Origin of the sequence: Haloferax sp. AB510 (assembly GCF_024136985.1) — an archaeon.
GTDB lineage: Archaea > Halobacteriota > Halobacteria > Halobacteriales > Haloferacaceae > Haloferax.
Window position 1 is genome coordinate 26192 of the sequence record NZ_JAMYJY010000015.1, and the last position, 23871, is coordinate 50062.

Below are 23871 nucleotides of genomic sequence, written 5' to 3' on the forward strand. Positions count from 1 at the left end.
GCGATGCTCCGCGCGACCATCCTCCTCGAACTGAACGAAGACTACGTGCTGTCGCACGTGAGTGACCTCGTCGACGGGCCGGTCGTCGTGACGAACTGCGAGGTGCTCGGCGAGACGGACATCCGCTTCGTCGTCGACGCCGGAGAACACCGCGACGAGATGGCCGACCGGCTCGCCGCCAGCGAGGTGGTCCGCGACCTCGAACTCGTCGGCGACGACCAACTGCTCATCACCAAGCGGTCCTCCGGCGCGCTCCCCGTCATCCGCGAGAACCACGGGATGCTCCAGCGGATGAGCCAGTTCTACGGGCGCTCGCGCGTCTTCGACGTGGTCGTGTTTCGGCGGGCCGACCTCAAGGCCATCATCTCGGGGCTCCGGTCGCTCGGCACCGTCGAACTCCGGCGGCTGAAACCCTTCGTCGGCCCCTCCACGCGGCTCTCGAAGCGGCAGGCCGAGGTCGTCGGCTACGCGCTCGAACGCGGCTACTACGACTGGCCGCGGGGCGTCACGGTCGAGGAAATCGCGGCGGCGTTCGAGGTGAGCAGACCGACCGTGTTGGAACACCTCCGCCGGGCCGAAAAGAAACTCCTCAGCGACGCGCTCGCCGACGCGACGACGCCGGCGAACCCCGATAGCACCTGATCTCGACTGACTCCGATACCGACCGCGTCGGCTCTCCGCGCACGCCGCGGGTCGGGTTTTAAGCGCCTAAGACACCTGAAACACGTCACCATTTTCGCGGGAACCAATATAAAGAGCCAACAGGGGTAGGCACTACTGACGTGGCCTCTACCGGTGTACGTATTGTTTGCAATTACCATGATAGATGGGAATCACTCTCGTGGTGGAGACGGGCGGCAAACGCGCGGGTCGTCGCGCCGGACGTTCCTCGCGGCGGTCGGGAGCGCCGCGGCGGTGACGACGGCGGGCTGTCTGGGTGGCGGTGGTGGCGGCGGCTCCAACGAGCCGATTCGATACCTCTCGGACCGCGGCGACTCGAAGGACGTGATGGACGAGATTATCGCCGAGTTCGAGGAGGAGACCGACCACACGGTCGAGATGATTTACACGGCGAAGGGGACATCTTCGGACGCCGAGATGCAGAAGATGGTCGCCGCGGGCAACCCGCCGGACCTGCTTTTCGACACCTCGACGGACGCGTATCGGCTCCAGCGCGACGGCGTCCTCGCGCCGGTCACGGGGGCCGTCCAAGATAACGGCCTGCCCGACCCGGTCAACGTCGGCGGTGAGTCGTACTTCGCGGCCGCGATGGTCGAACCGCTCATGGGATGGTACCGAAACGACGTGTACTCGGAGATGCCCGCGTCGTGGAGCGAGTGGGTCGAGGCGGCCGGCGAGGTGTCGGCCAACGAGTCGATGGAGGGCTACGTCATCCAGTCGGGCCAGACGAACAACGCCGACACCCAGATGACGCAGTACCTCTGGCAGAACGACGTGGAGATTTACGGCGGTCCCTCCGACGGCATCGAGGTCAGACTCGACAACGACGACAACCGACAGGCGGCCGTCGAGACGTTCGAGTGGGTCCAGTCGATGGCCGAGTACTCGCCGAACGGCTCTGGGTGGGCGTGGGGCGACGCCATCGGCGCGCTCCAACAGGAGAACGCCGCGGCCATCGCCAGCGTCGGCGGCCTCCCCATCCTTACGATTCAGGCCAACCGCCCCGACCTCGTCGAGAACCTCAGTCCGATGCCGTTCCCCGTGCCGAGCGGGGCCGCACAGGACAAGTGGTGGTCGTACATGGAGGGCCACCTCGTCCGCAACGACGGCCAGAACACCGAGGGCGCACAGGCGTTCGTGGACTTCTTCACGAGTTCGTCGCGCTTCTTCGACTTCGTGCTCTCCGCGCCGCTGTTCCAGTTCCCGCCGACGCGGGAGCAACTCGACGCGCCCGAGGTGACCGAAAACGAGGTCATCCAACAGCACCCCGACGTGATGAATCTCGTCCGCGACAACTGGGACGCCTTTACGAGCGTCCTCGCCACCGGCGACGACGGCGCGCCGAACATCGTCGCGGCCGACGCCTACAGCGAACAGCTCTTCGGACAGGCGGCTGACCAGCTTCTCGTCGGCGGGCTCACGCCCGACGAGACGGTCGACTGGCTGGCCGAGCAACTCCGCGGGTTGCAATGAGTACGGCCCTCAAATCGCGGTTGGCGGCCGCCGGGTCGGCCCTCCGAGAGCGCGACGTGGACGGTACGACGCTCCTGTTGGCGGCGTGTTTCGTTCCGATGCTCGCGTTCTTCGTTGTGGTCTGGGTCATCCCCATCGTCTACGCGCTCGGAATGAGCCTGTTCGCGTCGCCGGTGCGGAACCCCGAGTTCGTCGGCCTTGGCAACTACGCCGAACTCCTCGGAAACGGCGCGTTCTGGGGCTTTCTCTGGAACAGCGTCGTCTACGCGGTGGCGACCACGGGGCTGAGCCTCATCATCGGGCTGGGGCTCGCGCTCGTCATCAACCAGCGCATCCGCGGCGGCGACGCCCTGCGGACGCTGATGATCTTCCCGTACCTCCTGCCGACGCTCGTTGTCATCTTCATGTGGAAGTTCATCCTCGATCCCAACATCGGGATTCTGAACCAGTTCCTCGTCGACGCCGGGCTCATCGACAAGCCGATCGCGTTCTTCTCGACCCTGGAGTTTGCTATGCCGGCGGTCGTCGTCACGAGCGTCTGGAAGTTCGCCAGTTTCGCCTTCTTCATCCTGCTCGCGCGCCTGCAGGCCATCGACCCCGACCTCTACGAGCGGGCGCGGGTCGAGGGCGCGACGACGTGGCAGGCGTTCCGCGACATCACCTTCCCGCACCTCCGTGGCGCGATTCTCATCATCCTCCTCGTCAGGGGCATCTGGATGTTCAACAAGTTCGACATCATCTACCTCTCGACGCGGGGCGGCCCGCTCCAGCAGACGACGACGCTCCCGATTCGCGTCTACCAACTCGCGTTCAGCGAGGTGAACTTCGGCATGGCGACGGCGCTCGCCGGCGTCATGTTCTTCCTCCTCGCCGGCGTCGCGGTGGTCTACTTCCGGGCGTTCGCCCCCGAAAAGGAGGTGGCGTGAGATGGCGACGTCGACCGGCCGCGGCCTCGTCTCCCACGACACCCAGAAACGCCTCCAGCGAATCGCCGTCTACCTGACGGCGCTTCTCATCTCGGTGTTCACCATCATCCCAGTGTACGTGATGGTGGTCATCGCCATCCAGTCGCCGGCGACGACGTTCGCCGGCGGGCGGGTGAACCTGCTGCCCACCGAGCCGTCGCTCCGGAACTTCCTCGTGCTCCTCGGGTCGACCGACACGGTCCGGTACTTCGTCAACAGCCTCGTGGTCACCCTCGGGTCGACCGTCCTCTCGACGACTATCGCGGTCGCGGCGGGCTACGGCCTGACGCGCTTCGACTTCACCGGGAAGTCGCTGGCGGCGCGGGCGGTGCTGTTCTCGTACATGTTCAGTCCCATCGTCCTCGCTATCCCGCTGTACGTCGTCTTCTCGACGCTCGGCCTCCTCAACAGCCACTTCGCGCTCACCCTCGCGCTGACGGCCATCTCCGCGCCGTTCTGCATCTGGCTGATGTGGCAGTACTTCCAGACCGTCCCCATCGCGCTCGAAGAGTCCGCGTGGGTCCGCGGCGCGAGCCGCTGGCGCACCGTCAGAGACGTGGTCCTGCCGGTGGCCCGACCCGGCTACATCTCCGCGGCCATCTTCGCGTTCGCCGTCGCGTGGAACGACTTCACCATGGCGCGCGTCGTGATGAGCCGCGACGAGATGTACACCATCACCGTCGGCGCGTCGCTGTTCTTGGACCGCGTCAGCATCGGCTGGGGCGAGACGATGGCCGTCTCGCTTCTCATCTCGATTCCGCCGTTCCTCATCGCACTGTTCCTGCAACGATACCTCCTCCAGGGCTTCAGCGTTGGAGGCCTCGAATAATGGCAACCAGCATCCACCTCGACACCGTCAGAAAGGAGTTTCGCACCCTCGGAAACACGCACGTCGCCGTCGACGACCTCAGCCTCGATATCCCCGAAGGCTCGTTTACGACCTTCGTCGGCCCCTCGGGCTGCGGGAAGACGACGACCCTGCGCATGTTGGCCGGATTGGAGACGCCCACCTCGGGCACCGTCTCGTTCGGCGACGAGGACGTGACCGACCTCCCGCCGCAGGAGCGCAACGTCTCGATGGTGTTCCAGTCCATCGCGCTCTACCCGCACATGTCCGTCCGCGAGAACATCGGCTACGGCCTGAAGATTCACGGCGTTCCGAAGGCCGAACGCGACGAGCGCATCGACGAGGCCGCCGAAGTCCTCCAAATCGAGGCGCAGTTGGAGAAGATGCCCGCCGAACTCTCCGGCGGCCAACAACAGCGCGTCGCCCTCGGCGGCGCGTTCGTGCAGGACCCCGACGTGCTGCTTCTGGACGAGCCGATGTCCGACCTCGACGCGAAGCTCAAATCCGACCTCCGCGTCGAGATTCAGCGGCTCCACCAGGAGCTCGACACCACCGTCGTCTACGTCACCCACGACCAGACCGAGGCGATGACGATGAGCGACCAGGTGGTCCTCCTGCGCGACGGCGAACTCGCGCAGGTCGACCCGCCGAAACAGCTGTTCGACTACCCGAACTCGGAGTACGTCGCGCAGTTCATCGGCATGCCCTCGACCAACGTCGTCGACTGCGCGGTCGAGGAGCGAGACGGCGGGACCGCACTCGTCGGCCCCGGGTTCGAGCTTTCGCTCCCTGCCGGCGTCGACGTCTCGCCCGCCGGTCGCGTCAGACTCGGCATCAGGCCGCAGTATCTCGACGTGGGCTCCGCCGGGGCGTGTCGGCTCTCTGTCGACGTGGAGGTCGTCGAAACCCTCGGAACCGAGTCCGTGGTCCACGGCCGCCTCGAAGACGGCACCCCCTTCGACGTGGTGAGCGACGCCGTCGACGACGCGGTCGCGGGCGACCGTCTCGACGTGTCGTTCGACCTCGCCGACGCCTTCGTCTTCGGTGAGGACGGCGAGACGATACTCTTCGGCTCTGAGCGCGCCGGCGAGCGCTCGTCGTCGCCCGCGGGGACCGGGGGCGTCACTCCATGAGCGGCGACAGCGCCGAGCGCGCCAAGAGCGCCGAAAGTGCCGAGACTACCGCGGACGCGACCGACTCTGCGACCGCGTCGGCGACATCCGGGCTCCCGCTCGACGGCGTTCGCGTCCTCGAACTCGGCCACATCATCGCCGGGCCGTTTTGTTCGATGCTCCTCGCCGACCTCGGCGCGGACGTCATCAAGGTCGAACACCCGAAGGGCGGCGATCTCATCCGCGGGTCGTCGCCGGTCGGAAACAGCTCGTTCAACTACGTCAACCGGGACAAGCGGAGCATCACGCTCGACCTCAAGTCCGACGCGGCGCTCGACGCGTTCTTCGACCTGCTCGACGAGACCGACGTGGTCGTCGAGAACTACGCGCCGGGGACCGCCGAACGACTCGGCATCGGCTACGAGCAGTTGCGAGAGACGCATCCGGGCCTCGTCTACTGCTCCATCAAGGGGTTCAACCCCGGCCCCTACGAGTCGTACCCCGCGCTCGACCCCATCGCCGAGGCGCTGTCCGGGCTGATGAGCGTCACCGGCCACGAGGGGATGCCCCCGGTCCGGTCGGGCACGAGCATCGCCGACATGGCGGCGTCGTTCTACGGCGCGATAGCGGTCCTCGGGGCGCTCTACCGCCGCGACCGGACCGGCGAGGGATCGAAGGTGACCGCGCCGCTGTTCGAGTCCACCGTCTCGATGATGGGCTACTGGCTCGCGTACACCGAGGCCTACGACGATGTGCCGGGTCCGATGGGCGCGTCGCACCCCAACTGGGCACCCTACGACGTGTTCGAGACAGCCGACGACGAGTGGGTGTTCATCGGCCCCTCGGGCGAGCGCCAGTGGACCGCGCTCTGCGAGGCACTCGGCCTCGACCTCCACGAGGACGGCCGGTTCGACACGCTCCCGGGCCGCCGGGAGAACCTCGACAAGCTCATGGACCTGCTCCGCGCCGAATGCGAGACCTACCCGGCGGACGACCTCGTCGCCGGTCTGCGCGAGGTCGGCGTCCCCGTCGCCAAGGTGAACTCGATGGACGAGGTCGCCGCCGACCCCCACCTGCGGGCGACCGACTTCTTCACCGAGGTCGAGACCGCTGAGGGAACGTCGCGGTCGGTCAGCGTCCCGCGGTTTCCCGTCGTCGCCAGCGGCTTCGACCGCCCCGAATCGACCGACCCGCCGAAGCTCGGCGAGCACACCGAGGCGATTCTCTCGTCGCTCGGCTACGACGACGCGGCCATCGACGCGCTCCGGCGCGCGGGAGGGGTCTGAATGGCGGCCGCGGAGCCAGTCCTCCTCGACGTGACCTGCCGCGAGGGCGAACAGCGACCCGGCACGTCCTACACGACGGGACAGAAAGTCGCGGCGGTGCGCGCCCTCGACGACCTCGGCGTCGACTACGTGCAGGTCGGCTTCCCCATCGCGGGCGCACAGACCGGCGACGTATGCGACGCCGTAGACGTGGAGACGAAGTTGACGGGCATCGCCCGCGCCGTCCCGAAGGACGTCGAGGCCGCGGTCGACGCCGGCGTCGACGTCATCGACGTGTTCGCGCCGACCAGCGAGCGACAGCGGACCGAACTGCTCGGGAAAGACGAGGACGAACTGCGCTCGCTCGTCTGCGAGACGGTCGATGCCGCGATCGAGACCGGGCTTGAGGTCCACTTCACCGCGATGGACGGCTTCCGGACCGACCCCACGTTCCTCGACGACCTGTTCGACTCGATAGACGCGACGTACCTCACTATCGCGGACACCGTGGGCTCGAAGACGCCGTTCGAGGTGTCGTCGTTCCTCCACGACCTCGACGCCGACCCGACCCGCCTCGGGGTCCACTTCCACGACGACCTCGGCGTCGCCACGGCCAACGCGCTCACCGCGGTCGCTCACGACGTGCAGAAAGTTGACGTGTCGGTCGGCGGTATCGGCGAGCGCGCCGGCAACGTCCCCGTCGAGGAGTTCGTCGTCGCGGCCGAGACGAGCCGCGCCGTGAACCGCCCCGCGCTCGACCCCTCGACGCTCATCCCCCGGGCGAACGACGTGCTGACGGCGCTCGGCGAGTCGGTGCCGGCGGAGAAATCGGTGCTCGGCGCGGACGTGTTCTCTCACGAGTCCGGGCTCCACACGGCGGCGATGCTCGACGACCCGGCGACGTTCGAGCCGTTCGACCCGGCCGTCTTCGGCGGGTCGCGGACGCTCTACTTCGGCCCGCAGAGCGGGACCGGCGCGGCCCGTCGGCTCTTGGAGCGGGTCGGCGACGACCCCGACGAAACGAAGGTCGCGGCGCTCGTCGAGACGCTCCGGTCGCTCGACGAGCCGGTGCCGACCGACGAGGCGCTGGACATCGCCCGACGGCTCTGAGTCGGCGCTGAGCCGGCATCAACGCGGTTCAGTATTCCGTTCCTTTTCTCGCGCGCTGGCCGGCGTCGATGGGGTGTTTCTCCTTTCGGACGTTGGTCACGAGGTCCGCGGCGTCGGAGAGGTAGGTCGGCTTCTCGTGGCTCCCGGTCAACACGAGTTCGAGGTTCTCGGGCTTTCGTTCCACGAGGTCGAGCACGTCTTCCTCGTCGAGCAGCCCCATCGCGACGGCGTAGAGAAGCTCGTCGATGATGAGGAAGTGGACGCCGTCCTCGGGGGGGGCCGTCGAGGTCGAGGGGGTTCGAGAGGTCGGCGTCGGCCGCGGCGTCGATGAGTTCGCGCGCCCGGTCGAGGCCGGCGGCGACCTGCGCCTCGTGGTCGGCGTCGTCGCTCCCGTCGGCCATGCCGGCCCAGCCGTAGTGGCCGAGGTTCTCGAAGGAGAAGCCGGGCATCGCCGCGATGGCGTTGTACTCCCCGCGGACGGCCTCGACGGAGTCCGCGCCACCCTTCAGGAACTGGAGCATGTGGACGCGATAGCCGTGGCCGGCGGCACGGAAGCCCATGCCCATCGCGGCCGTGGTCTTCCCCTTGCCGTCGCCCCACCACACCTGTACGAGGCCGAAGTCGTCGGGCGCGGCGGGTTCGATGGCGGCCGCTTCGGGGCGGACGCCGCGGCCAGGGGTGTTCGCCCGAACCGAGTCGGGGGTGGTCTCGTCGTCTGTCTCGGTGGTTCCGTCGGGTTCGTCGGTCATCGTAGTGAGTTCGAAGTCGGTGTCGCAGTCGGGTCGGCGCGGACCGAATCGGTCCGGTCCGCCCCGCGTTGGTCGGTCGTCGGTCGGTGCTTGTCGCGGCTTGGTATATAGAGGTTCGCCGCCCCGTCGCCCGCGCTCTCACGCTCCGCGCTCTCGCCGCGGTCAGTCCGTCAGCCGCGAGACGAAGCGGTCGAACGCCCCGCTCTCGGGGTGGACGTGCGCGTAGGTCCCGAGGGTTCGGTACTCGGTGAGTCCCTCGCGGCCGTTGATGCCGGTCCCACGCTCCACGTTGAAGGCGAACCGGGCGTCGGTCGCCGGGTCCGCCGACGAGTAGTGGAACTCGTGGCCGCGGAGCGCCTCGCCCGCGTCAGCGGTCAGCGTCCCGTCGGTCGCGCGGAGTTCCACGTGGTCGAGCGCCTGATAGCGCTCCCGCATCGTCACGTCGGCGGGGAGGATACCGGCCATCTCGTGGGTGTCGCCGTCAGTCGTCGTCAGCGACTCGGTGAGCGCCATGAGGCCGCCGCACTCGCCGAACACCGGGAGGCCGTCGGCGGCGCGGTCGGAAAGCGCCGGGAGCGTCGGCGACGACGCGAGGTCCGCGGCGAACCGCTCGGGGTAGCCGCCGGGGAGGTAGACGCCGTCGCAGTCGGGGAGGTCGTCGCCGGCGACCGGCGAGAAGTACGAGACGGTGCCGAGCGATTCCAGTCTGTCGAGGGTCGAGGGGTAGACGAAACAGAACGCCTCGTCGCGGGCGACGGCGACCGTCGGACCGTCCGAACTCGTGGGTTGAACTGGCTCGGCTCGAATGCCCGCTTCGAACCCCTCGGTGTTCCACTCCGGTTCCCGCGCCACTTCCGCGAGCGCGTCGGCGCGAATGCCCTCGGCCGCGGCGTCGAGCGCCTCGTCGGATAGCGGGGCCTCGTCGCCGAGGTGGAGCCCGAGGTGGCGCTCCGGGATTTCGAGGTCGTCGCTCGGCGGGATTCGACCGAGGTACGGCAGTTCCTCGGGGAGCGCATCGCGGATGCCCTCGGCGTGGCGGCCGCCGTGAGCGCGGGAGGCGATGACGCCGGCCACGTCGGCGTCGATGCCCATCCGGTCCGCGTAGGTCCGGAAGCCGTAGGCTGTCGCCGCGACGCTTTGCATCCCGGCTCTCGCGTCCGCGACGAGGACGACGGGGAGGTCGAGGAGGGCGGCGACGCGGGCCGTCGAGGTGTCGCCGTCGTAGAGGCCCATCATGCCCTCGACGACGCAGATGTCGCCCTCACCACGGGCGTAGGTCCGGCGCATGCCGTCCTCGCCTTCGAGCCACGGGTCGAGCGTCCGCGACGGCTTCCCGACGACTGCGGCGTGGTGCGAGGGGTCGATGAAGTCGGGGCCGGCCTTGGCCGGTTGGACCGCGTACCCCTCGCGTTCGAGCGCGCGGCACACCGCGAGCGTCGTGACCGTCTTCCCGACGCCGGAGGCCGTGCCGGCGACGACGACGCCTCTCATCTGGTCACCGCGGTCCGCGTCGTGGACGGCGCTTCCGGCGGGTCGCTCGCGAGTCGAGACGGGCGTTCGGCAGTCATGTCTACAAGTGCATCTTCAGTAGTCAAAGTTGTATTGGGTTCGGCCGGCGTCGGCGGGGGCAGCGTAGGTCGGCGACTCGCGTTCGGCTCAGTCCCAGAGGTCGTACATGTCGTCTTCAACGCCGTCGGCGTAGTGCGTCCCGTCGTAGACGACGCCCGCGTCCGAACCAACGTCGGTGTCTCCGGCCGCGTTTGCACCCGGGCCGTCTCCAGTCGCTTCGACGGTTCCGACGACCGTCGCCTCGATTCCCTCGTCGTCGAGCGCGGCGAGAACCTCGTCGGCCTCGTCGCCGGCGACCGCCGCGAGGAGCGCCCCGGAGCCGAGAATCCGCATCGGGTCGACGCCCATCGCGTCACAGAGCGCCCGCGTCTCGGGGTGGACGGGCACGTCGTCGGCGTCGACCTCGATTCGGACGCCGGAGGCACAGGCGAGTTCGACCAGTCCGTTGAGGACGCCGCCCTCGGTCGGGTCGTGCATCGCGGTTGCGGCGGCGGCGAGCACCGCGGACTCGGGGAGGACGCTGATGTCGTCGAAGAAGCCCGCGGCGCGGTCGACCGTCTCGGCGTCGACGCCGGCGGCATCGAGGTCGGCGCGGAAGTCGGTGGCGAGGACGGCGGTGCCCTCGATACCGGCCCCTTTGGTGAGGATCACCGCGTCGCCGGGTTCCGCGCCGCTCGTCGGGACGTATCGGTCGGTCGGTCCCATACAGGTAAGCGAGAGGAGCGGGCGCGAGAGGCCGGCGACCGTCTCGGTGTGGCCGCCGATAATGCTGATGCCGAGTCTGCTCGCCTCCGCGTCGAGTTGGTCGGTGATGTCGTCGAGGAGGTCCACGTCCGGTTCGGGGAGGAGGACGGTGCTCACGAGCCACTCGGGGACGCCCCCGCAGGCGGCCACGTCGTTGCTGGCGATGGCGACGCCGAGCGTGCCGATGCGTTCGGCGGCGAGCGAGATGGGGTCGGTGCTGACGACCATCGTCCCCTCGTCGGTAGCGACGGCGGCGGCGTCCTCGCCGTAGCCGGCCCCGACGAGCAGGTCGTCGTTGGGGGCCCCGTCCGCGAGAAGACGTAGCGGTCGAGGTCCGCAGGTGAGAGTTTGCCCATACACGTGGGTGACGGCGAGGGCGCTTTTGTGCCTTCCCGTCCGCTGCCAGCCGGACGGTCGTGCCCGCCGGCCGCATCTGCCGGCTACGTCCGCCGACTGCTGGCCACGTCCGCTGACCGCCGCCCCCGACGAGCAGGCCGTGGGCGGACACCCACCGCGGATGCCGTACTGCTAAGACGCTCTGTTCGTAACGGGAATCCATGCTGATGACACCCGGCCCCACGGCCGTTCCGCCGCGGGTCCGCGACCGGCTGAGCGAGCCGATGCCGAACCCCGACATCGAGCAGTCCTTCTTCGACACCTACGACGGCGTCTGCGACAAACTCGGGCGCGTCTACGACACCGACGACGACGTGGTCGTCATGGGCGGCGAGGGTATCCTCGGTCTCGAAGCCGCCATCGCCTCCACGGTCACCCCCGGCGACGGCGTGCTCTGCGTCTCGAACGGACTCTACGGCGACGGCTTCGCGGACTTCGTCGAGAGTTACGGCGGTGAGCCGACCGTCGTCGGCGCCGACTACACCGACCCGCTCGACCTCGCTGGCGTCGAAGCGGCGCTCGACGATGGGGAGTTCGAGGTCGCCACGATGGTCCACTGCGAGACGCCGACGGGCACGCTCAACGACATCGAGCCGGTGCTCGAACTGCTCTCCGACCACGGTGTGCTGACCATCGTCGACGCCGTCTCATCGCTCGGCGGGACGCCCGTCCCGAGCGAACACATCGACATCAACCTCGGCGCGTCCCAGAAGGCGTTTAGCTCGCCGCCGGGGCTGACGACGGCCGCCGTCAGCGACCGCGCGTGGGAGGTCATCGAGGAGCGCGATCCCGACTCACTCTACACGAACCTCCTGCCGTGGCGCGACACGAGCGAGGGCTTCCCGTACACCCACCTCGGCGCGAACGTCGCCGCCCTCGACGAGTCGCTGTCGATGCTCCTCGAAGCGGGTCTCGACGAGGTCTACGAGCGCCACGAGGAGGCCGCCGCGCACTGCCGCGAACGCGGGACTGACCTTGGACTCGACCTCTACCCCGACGCTGAGCGCAGTTCCCCGACGGTGACGGCGTTCCACCTCCCCGGCGAGGCGAAACGTATCCAGGCGGAACTCGAATCCGAACACGACATCGTCCTCGCGACCGGTCTCGCCGACCTCGCCGACGACATCCTCCGGGTCGGCCACATGGGTTACAACGCCGACATGGAGAAGGTCGACCGCGTGATGGACGCGCTCTCGTCCGTCGTCTGAGGACGCGGACCGGTCGCTGCTGGCTGTCAACGCTTTTACCCGAAGCCGACGACAGTCTCCGTGAGAACAATCGTGACCGAGACGAGCGATTCGAGGGCGTGGCCGGAACCGGACGACGGAATCAGATACGCAATCGTCGTCGTGTTTCTGGCAGGGCTCCGCCGCCGCAACCCCGCGGCGATGGTGAACGCCACGTTCGGGCTCGCGGGCACGTACCTCCCCGACGCCGTCGAGCGACTGGTCGGCGTCGAGTTCCGCCCGTGGCAGCGTCTTTACGTCGAATCGGCGATGCTGACTCACTCGGTCGGGATGCTCGGCCCCTACGACGACGTGTGGTGGTGGGACCACCTCACTCACGCCCACTCGGCGACGATTCTCGGCGGGGTCGTCCACGTCCTCTCGCGCCGTCGCGGCCGCGACCCCTCGACGCGCGTCCTCGCGGCCGTGGTTTGCGCCGGCGTGCTCTGGGAACTCGCGGAGTACGCCATCCACCGCGGGGCCGACGCGCTCGGCATCGACCCCGTGCTCGTCTCCTACGGCCGGGTCGACACCGCGCTCGACCTCGTCTTCAACCTCGTCGGCGCGGCGCTCGTCGTCCTGTTCGGCGACCGCGCACTGACGAACCTCGTTCCCGAGGACGTGTGAACTGGCCGGTCCGCGTGGAGCGTGCGGTCCGGTCGGAGCGCGCCGAGCACCGGAACAGTGATGTGATTTCGTCGGAGTTACAGCGTCGTGAATCGGCGGTCGCTACTTGCAACGCTCGGGCTCGGTTCGGTCGCCGCGCTGAGCGGCTGTCTCAACGTCGAAGGGGTCAACGGGGGCGTGCTCACGGTGATGCACATCTCGTCACCGGAAGCCGCGGAGGTCGTTCCCGCCTCGGACGAACGACTCGATGGAGCGGAGTTGATACAGCGAGCGCTTGACCGGGTGACCCGACGAGAACCCTACAGTCTGATGGACTTCCGACTGGACAGAGACGAGTACGCGGCTGTCGCGGCCGCGCTGGAGGACCTCCCGTACTACGACCGCATGGAGCACGATGCGTCGATTCCGTCGGGATACTACGTGAGCCACGACGATCTCGTCTATCGACTCGCGAACATACCCCTCTGTTCTGATACCCCACTCGTCTCCGCTGACAACGCTCGGAATCGGTGTTGGACGTCGGTTCCCGAGGACACGACCACGTTGTAGCGACGCTCCCGCCGCTCTCGCGCCCGTCACCCTCTTTTCCGTCACGGGGAGGGTCTGCCGCGGCTCTCGCCCGCTGAGCGGGCAGATACTTCGATATTGCAAATAATTATTCCGTCTCGCGCCACGAGTAGCGTATGTCAGCAGGCAGTTTTCGAGTCGCTGTTCTCGGGGGAGGGGTCGGCGGGCTGAGCGCGGCGCACGAACTCGGGGAACGCGGCTTCGACGTGACCGTGTACGAGGCCAAATCGCGACTGGGCGGGAAAGCACGGAGCTTTTCGATCCCCTCTGGTGACGACGGCCATTTACTGCCGGCAGAACACGGATTTCGGTTCTTTCCGGGGTTTTATCGGAATCTCCGCGACACGCTCGGCCGAATCCCGCGGCCGTCCGGGGACACGGTCGCGGACAACCTCGTCGAGACGGACGAAACGCTCATCGCGACGACGACGGGCGAAGAGATGCGCTCCGAGACGCGGACGCCGAACACGATTGCGGAGTGGGTTGCCGCGCTCAAACCGACAATCGGTGGCGGCGAAATCACCCCCGCCGAGACGAACTACTTCCTCCGGCGTCTGCTGGTGTTGCTGACGAGTTGTCGGGCGCGCCGCGAACGGGAACTCGACCGCGTGTCGTGGTGGGAGTTCGTCGACGCGGAGGCGCAGTCGCCGGCCTACCGCAAGCATCTCGCCGAGAGCACGCAGGCGCTCGTCGCGTTGAAACCCCAGCGCGGGAGCGCCCGCACTATCGGACAGATATACGCGCAGTTGATGCTCGATCAGATTGACCCCAACCGGCCGACCGAGGCGGTGCTCAACGGTCCGACGAGCGAGGTCTGGATTACGCCGTGGGAGTCCTACCTGGAATCGCTGGACGTGTCTATCCGCACGGAGTCGCCGGTTGCGAAACTCGACTCCGACGGCCGTCGCGTTACCGGCGTCGAACTCGCCGGCGGGGAACGAGTGACTGCGGACTACTACGTGGCGGCGCTTCCGGTCGAGGTAATGGCCTCGTTGGTGACGCCGGAACTCCGGTTGGCGGCCCCCTCGCTCGGGTCCATCGGGCGACTCGACACCGCTTGGATGAACGGAATTCAGTTTTATCTCACCGAGGACCTGCCGCTCGCGCGCGGCCATCAAGCGTACACCGACTCCCCGTGGGCGCTGACGGCGATTTCGCAGCGTCAGTTCTGGGACGACGGCCCGTTCGACATCGAGACGTGCGCCGACGGCGAGATTCAGGGGGTCCTCTCCGCGATTATCTCGGACTGGGAGACTCCGGGAGCGGTGTACGACAAGCCGGCCCGCGAGTGTAGCCGCGAGGAGATCAAAACCGAGGTCTGGCACCAACTGACGGCTCACCTCAACCGGGATGCGGAGCGGCTCTCGACCGAGTACCTGTACGACTGGGTACTCGACCCCGCAATCGTCGACACCGGCGACGGCATGGAGAACCACGAACCGCTGTTGATTAACACGGTCGGCTCGCTCCGACACCGGCCCCCTGCGGTGACCGACGCGCCGAACCTCGTGTTGGCGGCCGACTACGTCCGCACAGACACTGACTTGGCGACCATGGAGAGCGCGAACGAGGCAGCCCGCCGAGCCGTCGGCGGTATCGTCGAGCGAACGGGGGCCGGAGCGCCGCCGCCGGCTGTCTGGGGGCTATCTGAGCCACAACTGTTCGACCCGCCGAAGCGGCAGGACGAGATCGCGTTTCGGCTGGGACTCCCACACCCCGGCGAGGCCGAGCGCGGACTGCGGTCGACCTTCCGAGGACTGCGAACGAGCGGCTGGGGACTGGATGACTGACCGTTGGCCACGGCGCTGGGTTCCCACTAAAACTCCGGAAAGGACCAGACGATTGCCGCGCCCCCGGAGGCGTCCGTGACGGTGTCGTCCGCGACCGAGCGGATTCGAGACGCCGTGTATGACTCGCTGACGGCCGAGTTCGCGACGGCTCGCGACGACCGCCCGGCGGTGGTGCCGGTCACACCCTTTTTCGACCGCGAACGGGAGGTCGTCGTCGTAACGGCCGCGCCGGCATTCGCGGGGAAAGCCGAGCAAGCGGCGGCCAATCCGCGGGTGTCGCTCCTGCTCCGCGAAGGTGGGGGTCGATTGCACGTGACCGGGCGGGCGACTGTTCGAGACGCAGACTTGGAAGCGAACACCGCCGTCGTCGAGCGGCTCATCCGCGACGAACCGCCGTCACCGAAACGGCGGGCGATGGTCGAGGCTGCCGACTTCCTCGGGACGCGGCTCGGACTGTTGCTTCTGGACTGGTACGGGCTCCGAATCCTCATCGAGATTCGACCGACTGCAATCGACGAGCGGCCGACCGATGGCACGACGACGGTGCCGACGTGGAACGCGGCCGGCATCGACAGCGGAGAGGCAGAAACCTACGACCAGATGGTCGCGACCGTCACCGACGACGCGGGGTATCCCCGTAGCTGGCCGGTTTCGTCTGCGACCGTCCGCGACGGTCGGCTCCGGTTGACGCCGCCGGACGACGTGACGCCGGCTGACGGCCAACCTGCGTGCGTCCTCGTCCACTGGCACGACGCGGACCTCGCGAACCTCGAACAGCGACTCATCCGCGGCCGGTGTCGGAGGGACGCGCGCGGACTGGTGTTCGACCCCGCCAGTTCGTTCCACCTGCGGAACCGAACGGTACGGGACCGTCTTCGGTTCATCGTCGACGGCAAACGTCGGACGCGGACCTACTTCGCTGACCGTGGACAGACGTATCGACCGATTCCTCGTCTTCGAACGCTCCTCGAGTGGTGAAAACCAGTACGGCCGCCGAACAGACGCTCTACGCGCTCTGGGAGTGTCCCGCGGACTCGTTTCCGCCCTCTCGGGCCGGGCGCTCGTCCATGTTGCGGGTCCGGACCGCCGTCCTGAGCCCGACCTCGGCGACGTTGCCGGCGTGCTCGGCCGTCCGTTCGAGCGCGTGGAGCGCGTGCGCGAACCGGTAATCGGCGTCGGCGTCCACGTCCTCGAACAGCCGTTGCTCCACGCCCGCGAGGTCCTCGCACACTCGGTCGCGCGCCGCCAGTGCCTCCCGCGCCGCGTCGGGGTTGTCGCCTTCGAGCGCGACCTGCACCGCGGCTTCGAGCGCCTCCGGAATCAGCTCGGCGAGTTCGGACACCTCGTCGGCGACCGCCGGCGGAAAGGGGTCGGAGACCGCCGACGCGACGGCGGCGATTCGCTCGGCCTGGTCGGCGACGCGCTCTAACTCGCGGGCCGCGGTGTGGAGGCGGAACAGTTCCGGGCGCGTTTCGCCGAGGGCGTCCACCTCGTCGAGGCGGTCGAGCCCGCGGGTGAAGTGCCGGTCGACCATAGCGAACAGGCGGTCGGCGCGGTTGTCCCGCTCCGCGAAGCCGTCGAGGGGGGCGGCACCGGTGAGCGCGGCGGTCGCGTCGCGGTGCATCGAGACGGCGACGAACTGGAGCTGTCGGACCGACTGGCGGATGGAGACCTCGTTCGCGTCGAGGACGTTCCGAACCGTGACGGCGGTATCCGACTCCTCCGTGATGGTTACGCCGACGAGGTTCCGTGCGACCCGCCTGACGGCCTGTCGCTGTTCGGCGTCGAACGTCCCGTCGGCCTCGATGACGACCTGTTTCGACCCGGCGGCGTAGGCCGCTCGGAGCGTCTGTTCGAGGGAATCGCCTGTGTCGCCCCCGCCGTCCGGGTCGCTCCCACCGACAGTTACCGTGAACTGCATCGACGAATCGTCCTCGCACTCGGGAGCCTGTACGACTAACATCCCGTCGAGGTGCGTGTGGAGGTTGACGACGGTTCCGGCGGAGATACCCTCGCCGTCCGCCCACTCTCGGGGGAGAGAGACGGTGAACGTCCCGTTGCTGACCTGCTGTATCTTGCGTGTCTCCATTGTGTTGGCTGTCTGAGTTTGTGTTGTCTGCATGCCAGTTCCGCGGTGACGCCGACCCCGCCTCGGCGGGTGGCTCGACTGGTGAGAAGCGAGCGCCGCCGACCGATGGTCCGGCTTCGACGGCCGCAGATCGTCGAACGTCGTCGTCACGTCGCGTGGTCGAAGTCGGGACGCCCGCTGCGGGGACAGGCGGGCGGTTCGGCGGTCTGTCCGGGTCGAGCCGACCGGTCTGGGTCCGGCGTCGACTATCCGAACTTGCCGCTGATGTAGTCCTCGACGCGCTGGCTCTGGGGGTCTTCGAACACCTGGTCGGTGTCGCCGTACTCGACGAGTTCGCCGCCGGTGAGGAACACCGCCGTCTGGTCCGAGATGCGCGCCGCCTGCTGCATGTTGTGCGTGACGATGACGACCGTGTACTCCTCCGCGAGGTCGTGGACGAGGTCCTCGATTTTCGAGGTCGCGATAGGGTCGAGCGCCGACGCCGGCTCGTCCATGAGGAGCACCTCGGGGTCGGTCGCCAGCGCGCGGGCGATGCAGAGCCGCTGTTGCTGGCCGCCGGAGAGTCCGAGGGCGTTGTCGTCGAGTCGGTCCTGTACCTCGTCCCACAGCGCCGCCTGCCGCAGGGAGCGCTCGACGAGTTCGTCGACCGCGTCGTCGTCGCTCCGGCCGAGCAGGTTGGCGAGCAGGCCGGTGTCGAGGTCGCCGTGCTTCCGCGGGCCGTAGGAGATGTTGTCCGCGATGCTCTTCGGGAACGGGTTTGGCGACTGGAACACCATGCCGACGCGCTTGCGGAGTTCGACGAGGTTGACGCCGTCTTGGTAGATTTCTTCGCCTTCGAGTTGGACCGAGCCGTCGATGCTCGCGGCCTTGATGCGGTCGTTCATCCGGTTGAGACACCGGAGGAACGTCGACTTCCCACAGCCCGAGGGGCCGATGAGCGCCGTGACGCTGTTCTCGGGAATCTCCATCGAGACGCCCTTCAGCGCGTGGTCGTCGCCGTAGTACACGTCGAGGTCGGAGACCGAGAGCTTCGCCTCGCCCTCGAACTCGTGTTCGACCCACTCCTCGCGGGTCCGTTCTCGCGTCTCGCCGCTCGTGACTTCGAGCGGCTGGTCGGTGCCGGGGCTCGCGCCGCCGGCGAGTTCGCTGTCCGTCGTCGCCTGTGCGTCGTCCGTCGTCTGTCTGGTTTCACTCATGGTTAGTCGTGCTGAAGTTTACTCCGGAAGTAGTACCGCGTCGCGATGCCGACTGCGTAGAAGCCCAAGACGACCACGAGCAGGATGAGCGCCGTCGCCCACCGGAACTCGTCGATAGCGCCGATGTTCGACGACTGCCCGACGCCCGCGGTGATGAGCGAGTAGAGCTGATACGGAAGCGCCGAGGTCGCCTGCATCAGTTCTGGGTTGGTGACGAACGGCGGCGCAGACTGGAACTGGAAGCCGCCGAGCACGTCGACCGTCTGGCTGCCCGGCGGGGCGACGCTCCCCGACATCGTCAGGAGAATCGGGGCGGTCTCGCCGGCGATGCGACCGACACCGAGGATGATGCCCGTGACGATACCCGGGAGCGACGCCGGGAGGACGATGCTCCGAATCGTCTGCCACTTCGTGACGCCGAGCGCCGCGCTCGCGTCGCGGTACTCGTCAGGGACCGCCAGCATCGACTCCCGACTCGTGATGACGACGAGCGGGAGGAGCATGAAGCCGAGCGTGAGCATCCCCGCCAGCAGCGACTTCTGGTTACCGAGCCGCGGGACGAGGAACGCCAGACCGAACAGTCCGAAGACGATGCTGGGCGTACTCCACAGGCCGTTGGTCGCGATTTCGACGACCTGCGTGAAGCGCCCGCGGTCGGCGTACTCCGTGATGAAGACGGCCGCGCCGACGCCCAGCGGGACGGCGAACAGCACCGCCCCGATGACGAGCCAAATCGTGCCCGCAATGGCCGGGAGGACGCCGTTCACGTCGTTGAGAAGCGCGACGCCGTTCATCACGAACGGCCACGAGACGGGAAGCGAGAACGTCAGGCCGACGAGCGTCACTTCGGGACCCGCGCCCGCGCCGAACGCGAATCCGTTGAACAGCCCCGGGAGACCCTTCAGGACCGTGAACGCGACGAGGAGGAACAGCAGCGCGATGATGGAGATGGCGTTCAGGTAGACGAGGACGTACGCGCCGACGTGACGGCCACGTGCGCCGAACCCGCCGTAGGCCTTCGCGGCGGCCCAGCCGACGAGCAGGGAACAGAACGCCGTCAAGACCGGAATCGTGAACTCGGCGTTGAACGACGCCTGCTGTTCCCACCCGAGGTTCCAGACCCACGACGGGCCGATGACGCCGGTGAGGAAGACGATACCGGCGAAGAGGGCTAGCCCGCCAGCGGGGAGCGTCGAGCCGATGTCCTCGCGGGGGAACGCGCTCACCGCGAACGCGGCCCCGCCGGTAACGAGTGCTCCGATGACCCATCCGGCCGTCCCGAATCCGAGACTCTGGGAGGCGACCAACCCGCCGACGACGAACCAGACGAGGCCGAAGGCAGTCGAGGCGACCAATCCGGCGGTCGGTCTGGGGTCGGTGGCGACGTAGCCGAGTCGGGAGCCGACACCGAAGGTGACGACGGCAAAGCCGAGAACGACCAGCAGTCCGCCGAGGAGCGCGACCATCGGCACGCCCGCGACGGGGTCGGTGATGGTCACGAGTTCGAACACCGACGCGAGCGAGAGGGCGAACAGCACCGCTGCCAGCCCCACCGCGCCGGCGGCGACCGCCTCGGTCTCGGAGGTGTCCTCGCTGACGAGCGCGGTGTCGGTCGCGCTCGCCATTATTCGGCACCTCCGAGCTTCCGGCGCATGCGCGCTTCGATGTACTGCGAGCCGATGCTGAGGAACAGCACCGTGACGAACAGGATGACGCCCGCGACGAACAGTGCGGAGAGCTGGAGGCCGTCGGCGTCGCCGTAGTTCGCCGCGATGAGCGACGTGAGCGTGTCGTTACCGTAGAAGACGTTGTACAGCGGCTTCGTGAGCCCCGGGCTGCCGCGGAGCATCACGGTCGCGGCCATCGTCTCGCCGATGGCGCGACCCACGCCGAGGAGGACCGCGGCCGAGACGCCCGAAAAGGCCGCCGGCAGGGTGATTGAGGTCATGGTCTGCCAATCGGTCGTTCCGAGGGCGAGTGACCCGCTTTTCATCGATTCGGGGACGCTGTTGAGGGCGTCTTCGGCGACCGAGACGACCGTCGGCAGCGCCATCAGTCCGACGACGATGCCGACGAAGAGGTACGTGCCCTGGCCGACGATGTCGAACTGGTCGGCCGCCCACGGGCTGAGGATGGTGAAGCCGATGAAACCGTAGACGATAGACGGGATACCCGCCAGAATCTCGACGCCCGGTTTGACGACCTCGCGGACGGTCCGCGGCGCGATTTCGCTGAGGAAGAGCGCCGCGGCCACGCCCAGCGGGGCGGCGACCGCCGTCGCGATGATGGTGACGAGCACCGTCCCGTGAATCATCGGGACGAGCGAGTACTGAATCGGCGGCGTCACCGGGCTCCAGCGCGTCTCGATGAAGAGCCGCAGACCCGGAATCGGAATACCGAAGACGTTCACGGTCGCGTACTGCACGGTCGGCCACGCCTCCGCGAAGATGAAGACGAGGATGAGCCCGAGGACGAGGATGGTCGAGACCGTCGTCGTCAGCGTGAGCACGCGCGCTGTCAATTCTTGGTGTCTGAGCCAGCCGTAGCCCGTCGCGACGAGGAACACCGCGAACGGGACGGCCGTCAGCGACGAGACGGCCAGAAAGCCCGCGAACGCCGCGAGGAGCGACACCGCCGCGACCGTGACCGTGACGAGCGCGTCCGGCGGCGTCTCGTCGACGAAGTCGCGACCGCGCCGGAGCCCTCGCCGAGCCGCCGCTCGGAGGCCGGCACCGTCGGAGTCTGGAAGTACGTTCATGGTTGGAGCGTCGATGAATGGAAAGAACGAGGTTCAGGAACCGCGACCGCGTCCGAGCCGCGTTACGCTTGGCTCGGAAGCTTGTCCTTCTCGGACTGAAGGTCCTTGTCAGGCAGTGGGATGTAGTTGTTGTCCTCGACGAACAGCTTCTGACCGAACGTGGTCAGGAACATGTTCATGAACGCGGCTTCGCGCATGTCCGTCCCGCTCGGGGTGTCCTCCGTGATGGTCGTGTACTGGTGGAGGTCGCGGTTGAGCGGGTAGTCACTGTCGAAGATGGTGTGCTCCGCGCTCTTGTCCGGCGCGTAGAGCGTGCCCTCGAATTCGATACCGATGGGCTGGACCTCCGGGCCGGTGAAGGCGAGTGCCATGTACGCGATGGCACCGTCGTTCTGCTGGACGACGGTCGCAACCTGCTGGTTCTGACCCTTACGAGTGTCGACGCCCTCCATCGAGGCGTCGGCGCTGCCGAGCATGTTGAGGCGGAACGAGGTGTCCGTCCCGGAGCCTTCCGCGCGGCCGACCACGTAGATTTCCTGGTCGTGGCCGCCGACTTCGCTCCAGTTGGTGATCTCGTCCTGGTAGATCTGGCGGACTTCTTCGCCGGTGAGTTCCGTCACGCCTGCGTCGTAGACGTCCTTCGAGACGACGACGGGCTGGCCGTCGCGGCCGAGGACGTGGTCCACGTAGTTCGCGTCGCGCTCTTCTTCGCTGATGCCGAGTTCCGCCGTGATCGGACCCGACGAGTTACCGATGTCGACGAGACCGTCGCGGACGGACTTACAACCCGTCCCGGAGTGGCTCAGGCCGATGGACGTTGCGAACGCGGGGTTCGCCTGCGTCTCGGTCGGCTCGAAGCCGTAGAGGGATGCGAAGTAGTCGGCCAGACGCATGTCCGGTGCGCCGAGTTCGTCCCAGCCGGGGACGGTAGATTCGTCGTTCGAACCCCAGTACTCGCCGTCGCTCGGCGGCGCGTTGGAGTTCCAGTAGGAGCTTCCCTTGTTCGCGATGGGATACACCGTCGAGGAGCCCTCGGCGGTGAGCATCTGCGGCGCGCTCGATTCGCTCGTCTCCTCGGGAGTCGAGGTCGTGGTCTCCGGAGCGTCCGTCTCTTCTTCTTCGGTCGCCGGCGCGTCGGTCTCGGGGTTCGACTGCCCCGAACAACCGGCGAGCCCCGCGACGCCCGCCGCGCTCGATGCGACGAGGAACTGCCGACGTGATACGCTGCCTGCCAACTTCTTGGAATCTTGCGCCATCACGTGGTCAGACCCGGTTTTAAATAAAATGCGTTTATAATACCACTTTAGTTCTATCAGAGTTCAACGTAACACTAAGAGCCGAAATAGTTCGATATTAGCGCACACATCTGTACAGAGACCTATATACGCGAACGTAATCGAGACGACAGAAAATATAACGGGTCCCGAGATACGTACGCACGATGGCCCAGCAGGACGGAACTACCGGCCCCGAACGTATCGTCGGTCTGTCGAAATCCGCGGCGGTCGAGCGCGTCGTGGACGCCGACGAGTCCCGAGACCCCGACACCGTTCGCGCGGTGCTCGACCACGTGACCGAAGACGGCACGGTGACGGCCGACGGCGTCGATTCGGCGGTCACGGACACGTCGATGATTCTCTCGACCGCGGAGACGCGGGTCGAACTCGCGTCCATCGATCTCGACGACGCCCGTGAGGCCGCCGGCGACGACGCGGCCGTCGGTGCCGTCCGGTCCCGTCTCGACGTGTTCGAGGCGAAGGTCTCGAACGCGACTGAGCGGGTCGAGTCGCTCGGCGAAGAGCTACAGGGGCTCTCCGACTGGCGCGACGACCCCCGGCCCGTCTACGACATCGTGCTCGGGCTCCGGGAGGTCGCGTCCGAGTCGCAGGCGCTCACCACGCACGCGGACAACGTACAACTCGATATCGAGGAGTTCGACCGATGGCTCTCGAACCACGACGTTCGCGGGCGCGGGCTCGACGGCGACGTGGCGGCGCTCGAACAGTCGCTCGACGGGCTCGCCGACCGGGTCGCGGCCGTCGCCGACGCGGAGGGTTCCGAAGACGACGCCGGCGGCTCCGAGGACGCTGGCGACGAGCGCGCGGCCGAGTGGTACAACGCCGCGCTCCGCGCCCGCGTCTCCGACCTGTTGGTCGAGGACGTGCGAGCCGAGCTCGCCGACCTGCGGAAGTTAGCCCCCGAGTCGGCCGCGGAAAGCGACGGCCTCGGCGACGCCGCCGCCGAACTCGACGACCTCGACGCCCGCGTGGAACGCCTCCGCGGACGACTCGACGACCTCGCCCGACCGTCGTGGACCGACGAGTACGGGGCGCGAATCGAATCGTTCGAGGCGACGCTGGCCGCGTTCGAACCGCCGGTGTCGTGGGGGGAAGTACAGGCCGAACTCGACGACGCCCGGGTCGGCAGCGACGAGTGAGCCGAGCGCCGTGCGTCCCGAAATCATCCGCTAGCATACATATCACATCCACTACGTAAATCGCGTTCAGCGAAAGTACATGTGTGTCTAGTCCCTCGGTCTAACTGCAAACACCAATGTCAGACTACGAACTTGACCCCCTCCCGTACGAGTACGACGCGCTTGAACCGCACATCTCCGAGCAGGTGCTGACGTGGCATCACGACACCCACCATCAGGGCTACGTCAACGGCTGGAACGCGGCCGAGGAGACCCTCGCCGAGAACCGCG

General features: G+C 67.6%; 19 protein-coding genes and 3 pseudogenes. 14 read left to right on the top strand and 8 right to left on the bottom strand.

Annotated elements, in window-relative coordinates; genetic code table 11:
• Window positions 1-3 precede the first annotated feature (3 nt).
• From NKF06_RS04790 to NKF06_RS04820, 7 genes are all read left to right on the top strand, one after another.
• Complete coding sequence (locus NKF06_RS04790) at window positions 4-642, top strand: helix-turn-helix domain-containing protein (RefSeq protein ID WP_004967876.1); 639 nt, start codon at window positions 4-6, stop codon at window positions 640-642.
• Between the two features lie 273 nt (window positions 643-915).
• The gene (locus tag NKF06_RS04795; RefSeq protein ID WP_253244697.1) at window positions 916-2154 is read left to right on the top strand and encodes an extracellular solute-binding protein; all 1239 of its coding nucleotides are present in this window, start codon (window positions 916-918) and stop codon (window positions 2152-2154) included.
• A complete protein-coding gene (locus NKF06_RS04800) occupies window positions 2151-3080 on the top strand; it encodes a sugar ABC transporter permease (RefSeq protein WP_058826263.1) in 930 nt (309 codons plus the stop codon). The genes NKF06_RS04795 and NKF06_RS04800 overlap by 4 nt, the downstream gene beginning before the upstream one ends.
• Window position 3081: 1 nt before the next feature.
• Window positions 3082-3948 carry a carbohydrate ABC transporter permease gene (locus tag NKF06_RS04805; protein ID WP_253244685.1) on the top strand — a complete coding sequence of 289 codons (867 nt, stop codon included), beginning with the start codon at window positions 3082-3084 and terminating at the stop codon, window positions 3946-3948.
• Window positions 3948-5099, top strand: coding sequence for an ABC transporter ATP-binding protein (locus NKF06_RS04810; RefSeq protein WP_058826265.1), 1152 nt, complete (start codon window positions 3948-3950; stop codon window positions 5097-5099). The genes NKF06_RS04805 and NKF06_RS04810 overlap by 1 nt, the downstream gene beginning before the upstream one ends.
• Window positions 5096-6364: a CaiB/BaiF CoA-transferase family protein gene (locus NKF06_RS04815; RefSeq protein ID WP_253244686.1), complete on the top strand. Its 1269-nt coding sequence runs from the start codon at window positions 5096-5098 to the stop codon at window positions 6362-6364. Before NKF06_RS04810 ends, NKF06_RS04815 begins: the two co-directional genes overlap by 4 nt.
• Window positions 6365-7453 (top strand): LeuA family protein, encoded by a 1089-nt coding sequence (locus NKF06_RS04820; RefSeq protein WP_253244687.1) that lies wholly within the window; start codon window positions 6365-6367, stop codon window positions 7451-7453.
• A gap of 28 nt (window positions 7454-7481) precedes the next feature.
• Here the strand turns inward: NKF06_RS04820 and NKF06_RS04825 are convergent.
• The 3 genes and pseudogenes from NKF06_RS04825 to NKF06_RS04835 form a co-directional block, all read right to left on the bottom strand.
• Window positions 7482-8202: pseudogene (locus NKF06_RS04825) on the bottom strand (cob(I)yrinic acid a,c-diamide adenosyltransferase).
• Between the two features lie 162 nt (window positions 8203-8364).
• A complete protein-coding gene (locus NKF06_RS04830; protein WP_253244688.1) occupies window positions 8365-9693 on the bottom strand; it encodes a cobyrinic acid a,c-diamide synthase in 1329 nt (442 codons plus the stop codon).
• Window positions 9694-9858: 165 nt separating this feature from the next.
• Window positions 9859-10871, bottom strand: a pseudogene (locus tag NKF06_RS04835) (AIR synthase family protein).
• 201 nt (window positions 10872-11072) lie between these two features.
• Here NKF06_RS04835 and NKF06_RS04840 point away from each other — a divergent pair.
• The 5 genes from NKF06_RS04840 (at window position 11073) to NKF06_RS04860 (ending at window position 16099) form a co-directional block, all read left to right on the top strand.
• Complete coding sequence (locus NKF06_RS04840; RefSeq protein WP_253244690.1) at window positions 11073-12119, top strand: alanine--glyoxylate aminotransferase family protein; 1047 nt, start codon at window positions 11073-11075, stop codon at window positions 12117-12119.
• 60 nt (window positions 12120-12179) lie between these two features.
• Window positions 12180-12764: a hypothetical protein gene (locus tag NKF06_RS04845; protein ID WP_058826272.1), complete on the top strand. Its 585-nt coding sequence runs from the start codon at window positions 12180-12182 to the stop codon at window positions 12762-12764.
• A gap of 87 nt (window positions 12765-12851) precedes the next feature.
• Window positions 12852-13313, top strand: coding sequence for a hypothetical protein (locus NKF06_RS04850; RefSeq protein ID WP_253244691.1), 462 nt, complete (start codon window positions 12852-12854; stop codon window positions 13311-13313).
• Between the two features lie 134 nt (window positions 13314-13447).
• Window positions 13448-15121 carry an FAD-dependent oxidoreductase gene (locus NKF06_RS04855; protein WP_253244692.1) on the top strand — a complete coding sequence of 558 codons (1674 nt, stop codon included), beginning with the start codon at window positions 13448-13450 and terminating at the stop codon, window positions 15119-15121.
• A gap of 75 nt (window positions 15122-15196) precedes the next feature.
• A complete protein-coding gene (locus NKF06_RS04860) occupies window positions 15197-16099 on the top strand; it encodes a pyridoxamine 5'-phosphate oxidase family protein (protein WP_058826274.1) in 903 nt (300 codons plus the stop codon).
• A 28-nt stretch (window positions 16100-16127) separates the two neighbouring features.
• On the opposite strand, the gene NKF06_RS04865 is transcribed toward NKF06_RS04860, so the two are convergent.
• From NKF06_RS04865 to NKF06_RS04885, 5 genes are all read right to left on the bottom strand, one after another.
• On the bottom strand, window positions 16128-17210 hold the full coding sequence (locus tag NKF06_RS04865) for a phosphate uptake regulator PhoU (protein ID WP_253244693.1): 1083 nt from the start codon (window positions 17208-17210) through the stop codon (window positions 16128-16130).
• A gap of 245 nt (window positions 17211-17455) precedes the next feature.
• Window positions 17456-18406, bottom strand: coding sequence for a phosphate ABC transporter ATP-binding protein PstB (gene pstB / locus NKF06_RS04870; RefSeq protein WP_058826276.1), 951 nt, complete (start codon window positions 18404-18406; stop codon window positions 17456-17458).
• Between the two features lie 2 nt (window positions 18407-18408).
• Entirely contained in the window at window positions 18409-20031 is a 1623-nt protein-coding gene (gene pstA, locus NKF06_RS04875) for a phosphate ABC transporter permease PstA (RefSeq protein WP_058826277.1), read from the bottom strand.
• On the bottom strand, window positions 20031-21164 hold the full coding sequence (gene pstC, locus NKF06_RS04880) for a phosphate ABC transporter permease subunit PstC (RefSeq protein ID WP_253244694.1): 1134 nt from the start codon (window positions 21162-21164) through the stop codon (window positions 20031-20033). The genes pstA and pstC overlap by 1 nt, the downstream gene beginning before the upstream one ends.
• Before the next feature lie 62 nt (window positions 21165-21226).
• Window positions 21227-22420, bottom strand: coding sequence for a substrate-binding domain-containing protein (locus NKF06_RS04885; RefSeq protein ID WP_253244695.1), 1194 nt, complete (start codon window positions 22418-22420; stop codon window positions 21227-21229).
• Window positions 22421-22605: 185 nt separating this feature from the next.
• On the opposite strand from NKF06_RS04885, the gene NKF06_RS04890 reads away from it, so the two are divergent.
• Together NKF06_RS04890 and sod are read left to right on the top strand one after the other, a co-directional pair.
• A complete protein-coding gene (locus NKF06_RS04890) occupies window positions 22606-23601 on the top strand; it encodes a halo transducer protein (RefSeq protein WP_253244696.1) in 996 nt (331 codons plus the stop codon).
• 116 nt (window positions 23602-23717) lie between these two features.
• Window positions 23718-23871, top strand: a pseudogene (gene sod / locus NKF06_RS04895) (superoxide dismutase [Mn]); the annotation flags it as partial.

Bases quoted from the DNA above. Each gene is read 5' to 3' on its own strand.
- NKF06_RS04855 (WP_253244692.1), top strand. From the start codon at position 13,448: ATGTCAGCAGGCAGTTTTCGAGTCGCTGTTCTCGGGGGAGGGGTCGGC.
- NKF06_RS04820 (WP_253244687.1), top strand. From the start codon at position 6,365: ATGGCGGCCGCGGAGCCAGTCCTCCTCGACGTGACCTGCCGCGAGGGC.
- NKF06_RS04805 (WP_253244685.1), top strand. From the start codon at position 3,082: ATGGCGACGTCGACCGGCCGCGGCCTCGTCTCCCACGACACCCAGAAA.
- NKF06_RS04840 (WP_253244690.1), top strand. From the start codon at position 11,073: ATGCTGATGACACCCGGCCCCACGGCCGTTCCGCCGCGGGTCCGCGAC.
- NKF06_RS04810 (WP_058826265.1), top strand. From the start codon at position 3,948: ATGGCAACCAGCATCCACCTCGACACCGTCAGAAAGGAGTTTCGCACC.
- pstB (WP_058826276.1), bottom strand. From the start codon at position 18,406: ATGAGTGAAACCAGACAGACGACGGACGACGCACAGGCGACGACGGAC.
- NKF06_RS04815 (WP_253244686.1), top strand. From the start codon at position 5,096: ATGAGCGGCGACAGCGCCGAGCGCGCCAAGAGCGCCGAAAGTGCCGAG.
- pstC (WP_253244694.1), bottom strand. From the start codon at position 21,164: ATGAACGTACTTCCAGACTCCGACGGTGCCGGCCTCCGAGCGGCGGCT.
- NKF06_RS04865 (WP_253244693.1), bottom strand. From the start codon at position 17,210: ATGGAGACACGCAAGATACAGCAGGTCAGCAACGGGACGTTCACCGTC.
- NKF06_RS04830 (WP_253244688.1), bottom strand. From the start codon at position 9,693: ATGAGAGGCGTCGTCGTCGCCGGCACGGCCTCCGGCGTCGGGAAGACG.
- pstA (WP_058826277.1), bottom strand. From the start codon at position 20,031: ATGGCGAGCGCGACCGACACCGCGCTCGTCAGCGAGGACACCTCCGAG.
- NKF06_RS04885 (WP_253244695.1), bottom strand. From the start codon at position 22,420: ATGGCGCAAGATTCCAAGAAGTTGGCAGGCAGCGTATCACGTCGGCAG.
- NKF06_RS04800 (WP_058826263.1), top strand. From the start codon at position 2,151: ATGAGTACGGCCCTCAAATCGCGGTTGGCGGCCGCCGGGTCGGCCCTC.
- NKF06_RS04790 (WP_004967876.1), top strand. From the start codon at position 4: ATGCTCCGCGCGACCATCCTCCTCGAACTGAACGAAGACTACGTGCTG.
- NKF06_RS04890 (WP_253244696.1), top strand. From the start codon at position 22,606: ATGGCCCAGCAGGACGGAACTACCGGCCCCGAACGTATCGTCGGTCTG.